The sequence below is a fragment of the Cryobacterium zongtaii genome (genome assembly GCF_002909375.1).
Lineage (GTDB): Bacteria > Actinomycetota > Actinomycetes > Actinomycetales > Microbacteriaceae > Cryobacterium > Cryobacterium zongtaii.
In genome coordinates, this window is record NZ_PPXD01000007.1 from 514,455 (window position 1) to 528,721 (window position 14,267).

Annotated in this window: 13 protein-coding genes; 4 read left to right on the forward strand and 9 right to left on the reverse strand. The window is 68.6% G+C overall.

The window, feature by feature from the left end; genetic code table 11:
- Positions 1-20: 20 nt before the first annotated feature.
- Positions 21-2,258, reverse strand: coding sequence for an ATP-dependent DNA helicase RecG (locus C3B61_RS07200; protein ID WP_103460006.1), 2,238 nt, complete (start codon positions 2,256-2,258; stop codon positions 21-23).
- 84 nt (positions 2,259-2,342) lie between these two features.
- Here C3B61_RS07200 and rsmD point away from each other — a divergent pair, with 84 nt between their 5' ends.
- Both rsmD and C3B61_RS07210 read left to right on the forward strand, forming a co-directional pair.
- Positions 2,343-2,918: a 16S rRNA (guanine(966)-N(2))-methyltransferase RsmD gene (rsmD, locus tag C3B61_RS07205; protein WP_103460007.1), complete on the forward strand. Its 576-nt coding sequence runs from the start codon at positions 2,343-2,345 to the stop codon at positions 2,916-2,918.
- Between the two features lie 53 nt (positions 2,919-2,971).
- Positions 2,972-3,550 (forward strand): flavodoxin domain-containing protein, encoded by a 579-nt coding sequence (locus C3B61_RS07210; protein ID WP_208858780.1) that lies wholly within the window; start codon positions 2,972-2,974, stop codon positions 3,548-3,550.
- A gap of 26 nt (positions 3,551-3,576) precedes the next feature.
- On the opposite strand, the gene thiL is transcribed toward C3B61_RS07210, so the two are convergent.
- Positions 3,577-4,566, reverse strand: coding sequence for a thiamine-phosphate kinase (thiL, locus tag C3B61_RS07215; protein ID WP_103460008.1), 990 nt, complete (start codon positions 4,564-4,566; stop codon positions 3,577-3,579).
- A gap of 24 nt (positions 4,567-4,590) precedes the next feature.
- Between thiL and C3B61_RS07220 the strand changes: the two genes are divergently transcribed.
- Positions 4,591-5,121 (forward strand): DUF3515 domain-containing protein, encoded by a 531-nt coding sequence (locus tag C3B61_RS07220; protein ID WP_103460009.1) that lies wholly within the window; start codon positions 4,591-4,593, stop codon positions 5,119-5,121.
- A 203-nt stretch (positions 5,122-5,324) separates the two neighbouring features.
- Here C3B61_RS07220 and C3B61_RS07225 read toward each other — a convergent pair whose 3' ends face one another.
- The 6 genes from C3B61_RS07225 to leuC all read right to left on the reverse strand — a co-directional run bounded on the left by C3B61_RS07225 (position 5,325) and on the right by leuC (position 11,826).
- On the reverse strand, positions 5,325-6,452 hold the full coding sequence (locus tag C3B61_RS07225) for a D-alanine--D-alanine ligase family protein (RefSeq protein ID WP_103460010.1): 1,128 nt from the start codon (positions 6,450-6,452) through the stop codon (positions 5,325-5,327).
- Positions 6,355-7,482: an NAD(P)H-dependent glycerol-3-phosphate dehydrogenase gene (locus C3B61_RS07230; protein ID WP_088456508.1), complete on the reverse strand. Its 1,128-nt coding sequence runs from the start codon at positions 7,480-7,482 to the stop codon at positions 6,355-6,357. The genes C3B61_RS07225 and C3B61_RS07230 overlap by 98 nt, the downstream gene beginning before the upstream one ends.
- The gene (locus C3B61_RS07235) at positions 7,472-8,284 is read right to left on the reverse strand and encodes a lysophospholipid acyltransferase family protein (protein ID WP_370289979.1); all 813 of its coding nucleotides are present in this window, start codon (positions 8,282-8,284) and stop codon (positions 7,472-7,474) included. Before C3B61_RS07235 ends, C3B61_RS07230 begins: the two co-directional genes overlap by 11 nt.
- 7 nt (positions 8,285-8,291) lie before the next feature.
- A complete protein-coding gene (murA, locus tag C3B61_RS07240) occupies positions 8,292-9,614 on the reverse strand; it encodes a UDP-N-acetylglucosamine 1-carboxyvinyltransferase (RefSeq protein ID WP_165787962.1) in 1,323 nt (440 codons plus the stop codon).
- Positions 9,615-9,703: 89 nt separating this feature from the next.
- Entirely contained in the window at positions 9,704-10,312 is a 609-nt protein-coding gene (leuD, locus tag C3B61_RS07245; protein WP_088456509.1) for a 3-isopropylmalate dehydratase small subunit, read from the reverse strand.
- 11 nt (positions 10,313-10,323) lie between these two features.
- Positions 10,324-11,826 (reverse strand): 3-isopropylmalate dehydratase large subunit, encoded by a 1,503-nt coding sequence (leuC, locus tag C3B61_RS07250; RefSeq protein WP_103460011.1) that lies wholly within the window; start codon positions 11,824-11,826, stop codon positions 10,324-10,326.
- 253 nt (positions 11,827-12,079) lie between these two features.
- Between leuC and C3B61_RS07255 the strand changes: the two genes are divergently transcribed.
- Positions 12,080-13,753 (forward strand): MFS transporter, encoded by a 1,674-nt coding sequence (locus tag C3B61_RS07255; protein ID WP_165791129.1) that lies wholly within the window; start codon positions 12,080-12,082, stop codon positions 13,751-13,753.
- Here the strand turns inward: C3B61_RS07255 and C3B61_RS07260 are convergent.
- Positions 13,750-14,267 (reverse strand): FHA domain-containing protein (locus tag C3B61_RS07260; protein ID WP_208858781.1); only part of this gene is annotated, 518 nt, incomplete at its 5' end. The two genes, C3B61_RS07255 and C3B61_RS07260, sit on opposite strands and share 4 nt — an antisense overlap.

The following is a 14,267-nucleotide window of genomic DNA, read 5'->3' on the forward strand; positions in this document are numbered from 1 at the left end:
AGACGCTGACGGTGACCCGTTCAGCCTTTGGAGAGCGCGGCGCGCTCCGAGTCGTCGAGCCGGCGGCGCACGGCCGCCCGCAACGCCGGCATGGTGCGCATCTCCGGGTCCCCGCCGATGAGTTCGCGGGCGGCGGTCCTGGCGTCGGCGATGATGTCGCCGTCGGTCGCCACGCGGAGCAGGCGCAGCGACGACTGGCCGCCGGACTGGAATCGGCCGAGCACATCGCCCTCCTGCCGTTGCTCGAGGTCGACCTGCGCCAGGACGAACCCGTCGAGGGTGTTCGCGACGGCCTCGATGCGGTCCCGGGCCGGGGACCCCGACGGCGCCGCTGTCACAAGCAGGCACAGCCCGGGCACGCCGCCGCGGCCCACCCGGCCGCGCAACTGGTGCAGCTGGGACACGCCGAAGCGGTGGGCATCCATCACGACCATCACCGAGGCGTTGGGCACGTCGACGCCGACCTCGATGACGGTGGTGGCCACGAGCACCTGGATGTCACCGGCCGCGAAGGCCCGCATGGTGTCGTCCTTCTCGTCGGCGGTCATGGCGCCGTGCAGCGGTTCGATCCGGGCATCCCGCAGCAGCGGATGCCGGTGCAGCTCGGCGTTGAGCTCTTCGACGGTGGTCATCGGGGTGGCGTCGAAGTCGATCTCCTCGCCCTGTTCGAGCTTCTTCGGCGCGATCGCCGGGCACACCACGAAACACTGGCGGCCTAGCGCGAGCTCCTCGGACACCCGCTGCCACACCCGCACCACCCAGGCCGGTTTTTCGTCGAGGGGCACCACGAAACTCTCGATCCCCGGGCGTCCGGACGGGAGCACGGCGATGGTGCTCACGTCGAGGTCACCGAACACCGTCATCGCGATGGTGCGCGGAATGGGCGTGGCGGTGAGCACCAGAACGTGCGGCGGCAGTTCGGCCTTCTGTCGCAGGGCCTCGCGCTGGTCGACGCCGAAACGGTGCTGTTCGTCGATGACGACCAGGCCGAGGTCGAAGAACCCGACGGTGTCACTGAGCAGGGCGTGTGTGCCGATCACGATGCGGGCCTGGCCGGACACCGTGCGCAGCAGTGCCTTCCGCCGTTCGGCGACGGGGAGCTGCCCGGTGAGCAGGGTGGGCATCAGTTCGGCGGTGAGGTCGGGGCCCAGGATGCGGGCTATCGAGCGCAGGTGTTGCCCGGCCAGCACCTCGGTGGGGGCCAGCAGCGCCGCCTGGCCGCCGGAGTCCGCCACCGCGAGCATGGCGCGCAGGGCCACGACGGTCTTGCCGGAGCCGACCTCGCCCTGCACCAGCCGGTTCATCGGGGCGGTCAGAGCAATGTCTCGCAGGATCTCGGCGCCGGTGATCTCCTGGTCGACGGTGAGGGCGAACGGCAGCGTCGCGTCGAACCGCTCGAGGTAACCGCCGGGGACCGGCTGCCGCGACCGGGTCCGCAGGGCCCGGTGCTCGGTGTGCTGCTGCACCAGCACGCACTGCAGCACGAACGCCTCAGTGAAGCGGAGCGTCTCCCTGGCCTCGTTCCAGTCGTCGTCGGTGGTGGGGCGGTGGATGCGCAGTAGCGCGTCCCGGTGCTCGAGCAGGCCGCGTTCGCGGCGCATCCGCTCGGGGATCGGGTCCTCGACCGGGCCGAGCCTCTCGAGGACCTTCACGATCAGCTTGGCGATCTGCCAGCTCGTCACAGCAGCCGTCGCACCGTAGATCGGGATGGGCCGGTCGGCCCACAGGCGGGCCTCTGCGGCATCCTCCGGCGAGATCGTGGCGTCCATGGGGTCGTCGCTGCCCGGCACGATCTCGTAGTCGGGATGGGCGAGCTGACGGGTCTTGTTGAAAATCGTGACCTTGCCGGAGAACATCGCCCGCATGCCGGGGCGCAGGGTCCTGGACAACCAGGGCTGGTTGAAGAAGGTCAGCGAGAGCATGCCGCGCCCGTCGGAGATGATGACCTCCGTCCGGTGCGGTGACTTTTTGCCCGGCAGCCGGCTGCCGGGGCTCTTCACCGTCACGGACAGCACTTCGGCCAGCACTGTCACGGCCTCGTCCAGCGGCAACGCCGCCAGCGTGGTGAGTTCGCCGCGCCGGGCGTATCGGCGCGGATAGTGGCTGAGCAGGTCGCCCACCGTCGCCATGCCGAAGGCCTTGTCCAGCAGGGTCGCCTGGCCCTGGCCGAGAACGCCCCGCAGGGCCGAATCGAGGGTCAGCGCCCCCGGGTCGTCGGCGGGGTCCCCGTGCGAGGTGGCGGCATCCGAACCGGTCATACTCCGATGCTAAACGTCAGCACCGACGCCGGGCACCGACGCTGCAGACTGTGGATGGCGCGCGAAGGCTAGGCTCGAAGACAAATGACGCGAATTGTCGCCGGGTTCGCCGGCTCCCTCACCCTCACCGTGCCGGCCAAGGGCACCAGGCCCACCAGCGACCAGGTGCGCGAGGCACTGTTCTCGGCACTCGACGCCCGCGACGCCATCCGTGAATACAGGGTGCTCGACCTGTACGCCGGCTCCGGCGCACTCGGCCTCGAGGCCGCCAGCCGCGGCGCCAGGGTCGTCACCCTCGTCGAGAACGGCTTCGCGGCCAGCCAGACCTGCCGCAAGAACGCCGCCGCGGTGCAGAAGGCCGCCCCGAAGGGCGCAAACCTCGCTATCTCGGTGTCCAGCCAGGCCGTGCAATCCTTCCTGGCCGGCACACCCGACGGCTTCGACCTAGTCTTCCTCGACCCGCCGTACGACCTCCCGGACGCCGAGCTGGCCGCGAACCTCGCCGCCCTGGCGCCGCTGCTGGACCCGGACGCCCTCGTGGTGGTGGAACGCTCGTCCCGGTCGCCGGAACCCACCTGGGGACCCGGCCTCGTCGTGGAACGCCGCAAGAACTACGGCGACACCACCCTCTGGTACGCCGGGGTGGCCGGCCCGGTGTAGGAAACCCCTGAAGAGGGCTGGTCAGAACGTATTTTTGCGCCTACGGTTGATCTGTGGGCACCGTCGTCCACCGCATTCGAAAGGTCGACGCTGTGCGTGTAGCGGTTGTTTGTGCCAGCCAGTACGGCGCCACCCTGGGCATCGCCGAACGGATCGGCGCCGAACTCGGCCTCGCCGGCCTGGACGCCCGCGTCTACGATGCCGCACAGCCCCCGCACGCGGAGGATGTGGCGGGATTCGACGCCTTCGTGGTGGGCAGCGCCGTGTACATGGGTCACTGGCTCAAGGATGCGACGACCTTCGTGCGCCGCTACCAGCCCACCCTTCTCGAACACCGGATCTGGCTGTTCAGCAGCGGCCCGCTCGGATCGGCCACCACGGATGCCGACGGCACCGATGTGCGGGAGAGCACCGTGCCCGCGGAGATCGCCGATTTCACCAACACCGTGCGGCCGGTCGGTCACCGGGTGTTCTACGGAGCCATCGATCCGGATGCGCTCAGCCTGGGGCACCGGGTGATTCGCAAGTTCCCCGGCGCGGCCGAGAAGATCCCGGCCGGCGACTTCCGCAACTGGCCGGAGATCGAGGCCTGGGCGAGGGAGATCGCCCGCGCCCTGGTCACGCCCGCCTGAGCCGGCTCATCGTTGGGGAGGGTGCCTCAGGTGGTGGCGCCGTCCCAGCCGCGGTACGGGTCCCAACCGCCCTGGGTGTGCGGCTCACCGTCCACGAGCACGATCCCGGACTCGCCGGTGACGGTGCCGAGGCGCCGGAATCCGGCGGGGAGCTCCGCGGTGGGCGGGAAGGTGGCCAGCAGGCCGTGGTCCTCTCCCCCGCCCAGGGCCAGCTCCCGCTGGTCCCCGAGCGCCGCTGAATCAAAATCGACGCCGACGCCACTGGCCCGCGCGAGCCGGCCCGCATCGATGGCCAGCCCGTCGGACACGTCGAGCATGGCCGTCGCTCCGGCGGCCGCCGCGACAGCGCCCAACCGGATCGGCGGTACCGGCGCCAGTTGCGCCTCGACGAACCGGGGCTCGCGCAGCTTGAGGGCATCGGCGGCCGGGCGGCTCGGCACTCCGTCGGCGTCCACCCCGAAGCGGAACAGCAGCCCGAGGCCGATGCCGGCGTCACCCAGACGTCCAGCGTGGGCAACGATGTCCCCCGGCCGGGCACCGGAACGCAGCACGGGCGCCCGACCCTCGAGGTCGCCGAAGGCCGTGATCGAGAGAGTGAGGGCGTCGGAGGCGGACAGGTCACCGCCCACGACCCCGCAGCCCGGAGCCAACGCTTCACAGCCGTCGCGCAACCCGTCGGCGATGCCGAGGATGACCGAGATCGGTGTGGACGGCGGAGCGGCGATGGCCACCACGAGCGCTGTGGGCCTGGCGCCCATCGCGGCGACATCGGACAGGTTCGTGGCGGCGGCCTTCCAGCCCAGGTCGTGCGGCGTCGACCAGGCCAGCCTGAAGTCCGGGCCCTGGATCATCATGTCGCAGGTGACGACGAACCGGCCGTCGGCCGCGGAGAGCACGGCGGCGTCGTCACCGGGTCCGAGCAACTCGGTGTCGGCGTGCGGCAGCCGCGGGAAGATGCGGGCGAGCACCTCGCCCTCGCTGAGGTCGGCCAGGGTCTGGTCGGGAGCATTGGTCATGCTTCAAACGGTAACCTGAATGTGATGACTCTCCAGTTCACCCTCTCTCGCCGGCTCCGCCACAGCACCGGTGTCCGCGCCGCGACAGCGCTGCTGCTCGCGGCCTCCGCCGTTGTGCTCACAGGGTGTGCCGCCGCGGTTCCGATGCAGCCGGCAGCGGATGCGGAGAACCCCGCCTGCGCCGACATCATCGTGCGCCTGCCGACGACCGTGGCCGACCAGCCCGAACGGGAGACGAACGCTCAGGCCACCGGCGCCTGGGGTGACCCCAGCGCGGTGCTGCTCACCTGCGGCGTCGAGGTGCCCGGACCCACCACGTTGCCGTGCGTGAGCATCAACGGAGTCGACTGGATCGAGGATGACAGCGAGGCGCCCATGTACCGGTACACCACGTATGGGCGTGAACCGGCCACGGAGGTCTACCTCGACTCCGAGCTGGTCAGCGGATCGACAACCCTGGTCGACCTCGCCGCGGCCGTCGCGAACGTTCCCGCCTCGAAGCAGTGCCTCAGCGCCGACGACGTGACCCTGCCCAGCGAGACGCCCGCGCCCTAAGGCGGGCTCCGCCGCGCGGAGGCCGCGGATGCCGTGCCCGGGCCCGCGCACCCCTCATCGAGTTGCCGGAAATACACCCTTCAGGGCAGCTGAAGGGGAATCCTGCGGAAAGTCGTGGAGGGCGCACCCATCGACTCACGGCAAACGCCCCCTTCAGGGCAGCTGAAGGGGGCGTTTCACGGCAAGTGGTGGCGGCGTCTGCGTTACTCGGTGACGACGGCGGAGGTGCGGCGGCGCTTGTGCGCTGCCCGGGCCAGGGCCACCTCGATGAGTTCGTCGATCAGCTGCGGGTAGGTGTACCCGCTGGCCAGCCAGCAGCTGGGGAACATCGAGATGGGGGTGAAGCCCGGCATGGTGTTGATCTCGTTGATCACCCAGCCGTCGGCGGTGAGGAAGAAGTCCACCCTGGCCAGGCCGCCGGCGTCGATGGCCTCGAACGCCCGCACCGCGATGTCCTGCATCTCGGCCAGGTCCGCCGGGGCGAGGTCCGCCGGGCAGAGCAGTTCGATGCCCGCAGCGTCGAGGTACTTGGCGGCGAAGTCGTAGAAGTCGCGGCCGGTGACGACGACCTCACCGGCAACGGAGGCATGCGCCGGTTCGCCGGGGCGCCCCTGCAGCACGGCGACCTCGAGCTCGCGGCCCACCAGGCCCGCCTCGATGAGTACCTTGTCGTCCTCGGCCAGCGCCACGGCCATCGCCTCGGCCAGCTGGTCGGAGTTGGCGACCCGGCTCACGCCGACGCTGGAGCCGGCTCTGGCCGGCTTCACGAAGGCGGGCAGGCCCAGCTCCTCCAGGGCGGCGTAAGCCGACCCCGGCGCGTCGGCCCAGTCGTCCGCGGTGATGGTTCGCCAGGGGGCCACGGCCAGCCCTGAGTGCTGCAGAACGGTCTTGGTGAAGTGCTTGTCCATGCCCAACGCTGACGCGAGCACACCGGAGCCGACGAACGGCAGGTCGACGAGTTCGAGCATCCCCTGCACGGTGCCGTCTTCGCCGTATGGTCCGTGCAGGATCGGGAACACCAGGTCGATCGGGCCGAGGCTCCGGCGGCCGGAGTCGTCCACGACGATGAGTTCGCGGCTACGCGCGCTGTCGGGCCAGAGCACCCGGGTCCCGTTGTCGGTGACCTCGGGCAGGGCGGCGGCGGTCAGCGCGAACTTGGTCGGATCGTCGTCTTCGAGCACGAAGGTGCCGTCGCGGGTGATGCCTACCGGGATGACCGTGTAGCGGTCCCGGTCAATTGCGGCCAGTACCCCGCCCGCTGTGGCGCAGCTGATCGAATGTTCGCTTGAACGCCCCCCAAACAGCAGCGCTACCGTGAGCTTGTCCGTCATCAATGGTCCTTTCACCCTGCGGTGCGCCGGAGTCAGTCGTGAGGTGCGGCGCAATATCCCGCGGCTTCAGCGTACCCGCCAGCACCTGGCGTACCTGTTCGACGATGGGCATGTCGACACCCTTGGCACGCGCCAACTCGAGGATCGGGCTCACGGATGCGAGTCCCTCTGTGGTCTGCTGCATCTGCGCGATGACGTCGTTGTAGCTGTAGCCCTGGCCGAGCAGCCGGCCGGCGGTGTTGTTGCGGGACAGCGGGGACTGGCAGGTCGCGATGAGGTCGCCGAGGCCCGCCAGACCCGCGAGGGTCTCCGGCTGGGCGCCGTAGGCCACGGCGAAGTCGGTCATCTCCACGAGCCCGCGGGTGATGATCGACGCCTTGGTGTTCTCGCCGTAGCCGACGCCGTCCACGATGCCGATCGCCACGGCGATGAGGTTCTTGAGCACGCCGCCGAACTCGGTGCCGATGACGTCGGTGTTCACGTACGACCTAAAGTACTTCGTGGTGGCCAACAGGGCCACGGCGTGCGCGGTATCCAGGTTCGACGAGGACACCACGGCGGCCGTGGGCTGCTCCTTGGCGATCTCCAGGGCGAGGTTGGGCCCGGAGATCGCGGCGATGCGGGCCGGGTCGATCGGCAGGACCTGCTCGATGATCTCGCTCATCCGCAGACCCGAGGAGCGTTCGACGCCCTTCATCAGCGACACGATGATGGCGTTGGGCGCCAGGAACGGTTCGGCCTGGATGAGGTTCTCGCGCAGGGACTGGCTGGGCACAGAGACGAAGACCTGATCGGCGCCGGCGAGGGCCAGATCGAGCCTGGACGTGGCGCGGAGGCCCACGGGCAGGTTGATACCGGGCAGGTAGTCGCTGTTGCGGCGCCCCTCGGTGATCTCCTTCGCCAGCTCGGGGCGGCGGGCCCAGAGCACCACATCCGCTCCGCCGTCGGTGAGGATTTTCGCGAACGTGGTGCCCCAGCTTCCGGCGCCGAGAACGGCAACGCGGGTGCCTGGCTGGACTTTAGGCTTCAAAACGGCCGGTCTCTTTCTGATCGTGCTCAGAGGGGTTCCAGCGCTTGGCCGGTGCGGTCTCGTTGCGGAGGTCCTCGAGCAGGGCGGTGATGGCGTCCATCACCACGGCGGTCGCCTCGTTCAGCGTCGCCGTATCGAGGTTGCGGCCGCGGAACTCGGCCAGGTCGAGCGGGTCGCCGATCTTGACCAGGATGGTCTTGCGCGGGAACAGGTGCAGCTTCTTGGAGTACCGCTCCATGAGCTGCTGGGTGCCCCAGTGCGCCGCCGGCACGATGGGGATGCCCTGCTCCAGGGCGATCCGCACGGCGCCGCTCTTGCCGCGCATGGGCCACATGCCCGGATCGCGGGTGAGGGACCCCTCCGGGTACACGACCACCATCTGGCCGCGTTCGACGAGCCGACGGGCGGCCTTGACGGGCTCGCTGCCGCGCACCGAACCGCCACGCTGCACCGGAATCTGCCCGGACTTCTTCAGCAGCCAGCCGGCAACGGGCAGCTTGAAGAGCGACGCCTTGGCCAGGAACCGCGGCAGCCGGCCGAGCTTCCAGCTGACCATGCCCATCACGATCGGATCGATCTCGCTGTAGTGGTTGGGCGAGAGAACGAACGCGCCCTCACGGGGGAACTTGTGGCCGTCGGTGATCTTGTAGCGCGCGGCCAGGTTCATCGGCGGCAGCACGAGCACGGCAAGCAGCCAGAAAATCGAGGGTTTGCTCTTCTCGGAGCGCACCCGGCCGGACTTCGTCACCGGTAACGACGGGGAATCTGGCGCGTTGGAATCTGGCACGTCTGTATCTGGCACGGTGCCATTATCCTTCGAGATCGAAGTCAGCCCCCAACAGACGCAGCTTGGTGATGAAGTTCTCGTACCCGCGGCTGATGATTCCCACGTTGCTCACGGTGGAGGTTCCCTCGGCCGTGAGGGCCGCGATGAGGTGGCTGAAGCCACCGCGCAGGTCGGGTACCTCGATGTCGGCGCCGACCAGCTTGGTCGGGCCGGCGATGACGGCGGAGTGGTTGAAGTTGCGCTGACCGAAGCGGCACGGGTGCCCGCCGAGGCACTCGCGGTGGATCTGGATGGTGGCGCCCATCTCGACCAGGGCGTCGACGAAGCCGAAGCGCTGCTCGTAGACGGTTTCGTGCACGATCGACACGCCGTGGGCGTGGGTGAGCGCAATCACGAGCGGCTGCTGCCAGTCGGTCATGAAGCCGGGGTGAACATCCGTCTCGATGATGACGGGCTTGAGGTCGCCGCCCGGGTGGTAGAAACGGATGCCGTCGTCGTGGATGTCGAACGCGCCGCCGACCTTGCGGAAGACGTTGAGGAAGGTGAGCATCTCGGCCTGCTTGGCGCCGCCGACGAAGATGTCACCGTCGGTGGCCAGCGCGGCCGCGGCCCAGCTGGCGGCCTCGTTGCGGTCGAACAGGGCGCGGTGCTGGTAGCCCTGCAGGCTGTCGACACCCTCGATGCGGATGACCCGGTCGGTGTCGACCGTGATGATGGCGCCCATCTTCTGCAGGATGTTGATGAGGTCCATGATCTCGGGCTCGATCGCGGCGTTCTTGAGCTCGGTGATGCCCTCAGCACGCACGGCGGTCAGCAGCACCTGCTCGGTGGCGCCCACGCTCGGGTACGGCAACTCCACCTTGGTGCCCTTGAGGCCGTTCGGCGCCGACATGCGGATGCCGCTCTCCTGCTTCTCGACGACGGCGCCGAACTTGCGCAGCACCTCAAGGTGGTAGTCGATGGGGCGGTCGCCGATGCGGCAGCCGCCGAGGTCGGGGATGAAAGCTTCGCCGAGGCGGTGCAGCAGCGGGCCGCAGAACAGGATCGGGATGCGAGAGGAGCCGGCGTGGGCGTCGATGTCGGCGTAGTGCGCGCTCTCCACGTCCACCGGGTCCAGCTGCAGGCTGCCGGGCTCGTCGCCCTCGGTCACCTTGACGCCGTGGGCCTCGAGCAGGCCGCGCACGATGCGTACGTCGCTGATGTTCGGCACGTCACGCAGGATGCTCGGGGTTTCGCCGAGGAGTGCGGCAACCATGGCCTTGGTGACCAGGTTCTTGGCACCCTTGACCTCGATGCGACCGACCAGGGGGCGGCCGCCGCGGATGGTGATCTTGTCGCCGACCAGGCCTACATTGGCTCCGTGACTCTGCGCGTTTCCGCGCTCTGCATTCTCTTGAACGTTTTCGCGGACCTGATTGTTTTCGCCGACGATGATCACAAATTTACCTGCCTTGCGGGGAGAGTGCGGGGGCGCCAGGGCTCCCGGTGGGATTCGAATTCTGCGATTCGCGCTTCGTCGCGCAGGGTCAGGCCGATGTCGTCCAGGCCTTCCAGCAGTCGCCATCTAGTGTATTCGTCGACCTCGAATGAGACTGTGAGGTCGCCGACACTGGCAGTAGAGGCAACCAGATCCACGGTCAGTTCTATTCCGGGGTTCGCCTCGAGTATCCCCCAGAGTGTCTCGGCGTCGTCCTCACTGATCTGACCGGCCAGTAGACCCTGCTTGCCCGAGTTGCCCCGGAAAATGTCGCCGAATCGGGGGCTCAGCACCACATCGAAGCCGAAATCGCGCAGCGCCCAGACAGCGTGTTCACGCGAAGATCCGGTGCCGAAGTCGGCGCCGACTACCAGGACCTTGGGGCTCTGGTAGGCCGGTTGGTTGAGAATGAACTCAGGATCCTGCCGCCAACCGTAGAAGAGGGCGTCTTCGAATCCGGTCTTGGTGACGCGCTTGAGGAACACTGCGGGGATGATCTGGTCGGTGTCGACGTTCGAGCGGCGCATGGGAACGGCGACACCGGTGACGGTGGTGAATTTCTGCATGACGACTGCTCCTAGACGCTGGCGGGGACGAAAACGGCGGGAACGGCCTCGTGGCCGAGCGTGCCGTCCTGAACGAGGTCCCACGGGCTTGAGAGGGTGCCGCGGATGGCGGTGGCTGCGGCCACCAGCGGGGAGACCAGGTGGGTGCGTCCGCCCTTGCCCTGCCGTCCTTCGAAGTTGCGGTTGCTGGTGGAGGCGCAGCGCTCCCCCGGAGCCAGCTGGTCCGGGTTCATGCCCAGGCACATCGAGCAGCCGGCGAAACGCCATTCGGCGCCGAACGCGAGGAAGATCTGGTCGAGGCCTTCGGCTTCGGCCTCGATCCGCACGCGGGCGGACCCGGGCACCACGAGCATCCGCACGCCGTCGGCAATGGACTTGCCCTTGATTATCTCGGCGGCGGCGCGCAAGTCTTCGACCCGGCTGTTGGTGCAGGAGCCGAGGAACACGGTGTCGACGCGGATGTCCTTCATCGCGGTACCGGCGGCCAGGTCCATGTATTCGAGGGCGCGTTCGGCGGCGCTGCGCTCGTTGGCGTCGGCGATCTCGGCGGGGTTGGGCACGGTGTCGCTGAGCGAGACGCCCTGGCCGGGGTTGGTGCCCCAGGTCACGAACGGTTCGAGGGTGTCGGCGTCGAGGATCACCTCGGCGTCGAAGGTGGCGCCCTCGTCGGTGGCCAGCGTGTCCCAGTACGCGACGGCGTCGTCCCAATCGGTGCCGGCCGGCGCGTGGGCGCGGCCCTTGAGGTAGGCGTAGGTGGTGGCGTCCGGCGCGACCATACCGGCACGGGCGCCGGCCTCGATCGACATGTTGCAGATCGTCATGCGGCCCTCCATGGAGAGCGCGCGGATGGCGCTGCCACGGTATTCGAGCACGTAGCCCTGGCCGCCGCCGGTGCCGATCCTGGCGATCACGGCGAGGATGATGTCCTTGGCGGTGACGCCGGGACGCAGGGTGCCGTCGACGGTGATGGCCATGGTCTTGAACGGCTTGAGCGGCAGCGTCTGGGTGGCCATGACGTGCTCCACCTCGCTGGTGCCGATGCCCAGCGCCATGGCGCCGAAGGCCCCGTGGGTGGAGGTGTGCGAGTCGCCGCAGACGACCGTGATGCCCGGCTGGGTCAGGCCCAGCTGCGGGCCGACGACGTGCACGATGCCCTGTTCGATATCGCCCAGGGAGTGCAGGCGGATGCCGAACTCGGCGCAGTTGCGGCGAAGTGTTTCGATCTGGGTGCGGCTGGTGAGATCGGCGATGGGCCGGTCGATCGCCAGGGTCGGCGTGTTGTGGTCCTCGGTCGCGATCGTCAGGTCGGGCCGGCGAACCGGGCGACCGGCCAGGCGCAGGCCGTCGAAGGCCTGGGGGCTGGTGACCTCGTGCACGAGGTGCAGGTCGATGTAGATGAGGTCCGGGGTGCCGTTCTCGCCCTTGGCTACCAGGTGTTTGTCCCACACCTTCTCGGCCAGCGTGCGGGGGCGGATGTCCGGCGTGGGTGGATCGGTGATCACTGCGTTAGTCATGTTCGTGCGTCTTCCTCGGGAACGGTGGTCAGCCAACGACAAACTCCGCGACGAGTGGGCCTGTTAGATACGAGACTCGTCGCGGCACAGAAGAAGAAGTCGACGTTGCAGCACACCTCAGGCTAACACGCGCTTTAAAGTCCGCGAACTGTGAGCTGTGCCCCTAAAAATCGCGCATCCTGGTGGGCTTCTCACGGTTCGCGGATGTCGGCGGGCCATGGCCGTGGGGGGACGGTCGACGTATGGTGTGCGCATGACGACCGTGACCGCTCCGAAGACCACTGGCAGGGTGCTCATCGTGATCCTGCTGGCCCAGTTCATCATCGTCGTCGACTCCACGTTCATGAACGTGTCGCTGTCGACCCTCGTGGAGGATTTTGACACGACGGTCACCGGCATCCAGAACGCCATCACGCTGTACACCCTGGTGATGGCCGCCTTCATGATCGCCGGCGCCAAGGTGGGCGACATCATCGGCCGCAAGCGCGCCTTCGTGATCGGCCTCAGCGTGTACTCGGTCGGCACGACCATCACCGCGCTCTCCCCCACGCTGACCGTGTTCATCCTGGGCTGGTCATTCCTCGAGGGGCTGGGCGCGGCCATGATGCTCCCGGCCATGATGTCGCTGATCGTGTCGAACTTCGCCGCCGGCCCCGCCCGGGCGAAGGCCTACGCCGGCTTCGCCGCCATCGCGGGGATCGCCGCGGGGATCGGCCCGATCATCGGGGGCCTGTTCACGTCGTACCTCTCCTGGCGGTTGGCCTTCGCCAGCGAACTGTTCGTGGCGCTGTTCATCTTCACCCAGCTGAAAATCATCAAGGATGCGCCCTTCCTGGGCCGGAAACCCCGCTTCGACTGGCCGGGGTTCATCCTCAGCTCCGCCGGACTCATCACGGCGGTTCTGGGCATCGTGATGGCCTCGGCCTACGGCCTTTTCATCAGTCGCGTTGACGTTGAGATCTTCGGTCAGGTCGTGCTCACCGCCGGCCAGATCTCACCGACGGTCATCCTCGTGTCGATCGGCCTGGTGTTCCTCCTCGTCTTCGTCTTGGTGGAACGAAGCCGGGATCGCCACCACCACGACACGCTCCTGGACCTGAACCTTTTCGGCATCCGGGCCGTCTCGTCGGGGTCGGCCGTGCAGCTGCTGCAGTACCTCGTGCTGACCGGCGCGATCTTCGCACTCTCCCTCTACGTGCAGATGGAACTGAATTACTCGGCGATCCAGAGCGGGCTCACCCTGCTGCCGTTGTCCCTGGCCGTCCTCCTGTCGGCGGCGGTGAGCGGGCGGGTGTTCAGCCGCCGGTTCGCGCCGCGCTCGGTGATCCTCGCCGGCTTCGCCATCATCGTGCTCGGCGCGGCGGCCATGGGGGTGCTGGCCAGGGATGCGACGAGCGGCACCGAATTCATCCTGGGGCTGGCGCTGGTCGGTTTCGGTGCGGGCACCATCGCTTCCCAGAATCAGAACCTGATCATGTCGTCGGTGAAACCGCAGCGTTCCAACGAAACGTCCGGGGTCATCAACACCTCCCAGAACATCGGCGCATCTCTGGGCACATCCCTGGCCGGGGCGCTCATCCTGTCGGTGTTCGTCCTGACGGCGACAAGCCTGATCGACGAGAGTCCGGTCTTCTCCTCCTCCGAACAGTCCCAGTTGGACACCGCGGTCACCGAAAAGGCTCAGATCATCAGCGACGCGCAGCTCGGCAACGCCGTCGCGGAGCTGCCCGCCGACCAACAGGCCGAGATCATCGAGATCAACGCCGAGGCCCGGCAGACGGCGCTCACCGTGGTCTACGCCGGCCTGGCCCTCGCCGGACTGCTCGGCTTCGCTGCTGCACTGCGGCTGCCCAAGACGCCGCCGCTTTCGAGCACAGGCCCTGGCGGAACCGGCTCGAGCACGGACAGCACAGCCGGACAGCCCTAGGCGTCGGGCCGCGACACCTGCACGGCGAATTCACCGAGGGAGAGGCTGACGCCGGCGCCCATCGCGGTGCGGACGCCCGGATTCACGGGAGTGCGTTCGCCGTGCACGTCGCCGACAGTGACGCCGTTGGTGGAGTGCAGGTCGGTGACCCACAGCTCCCCGTCGACCAGCTCGACGAGGGCGTGCGACTTCGACACCGACCGGGCCGGGTCGATCACGCTGACCATCGTCGCGGCCCGGCGGGTGACCGGGGCCGGGTCGCGGCCCAGCACGAGCGAACCCGTCACCGGGATGGTCTGGCCGTCGGCAAGGGTGAGCTGCCAGACGGATGCGGCCTGCGAGGCAGCCGCGCGCTGCGGAGCGACCGCAGGCAGCGGAGTGCGCGGCGGCGGCGAGCCGGGGAACGTGGGAACAAACGCGGGGATGGACAGCACCGGCGCGGCCCCCGGCGGCGCGACCGCGGGGGCCCCGGCCGGCGGGGCGGCTCCCACCGTGGGCATCGGCGGGCCGGTCG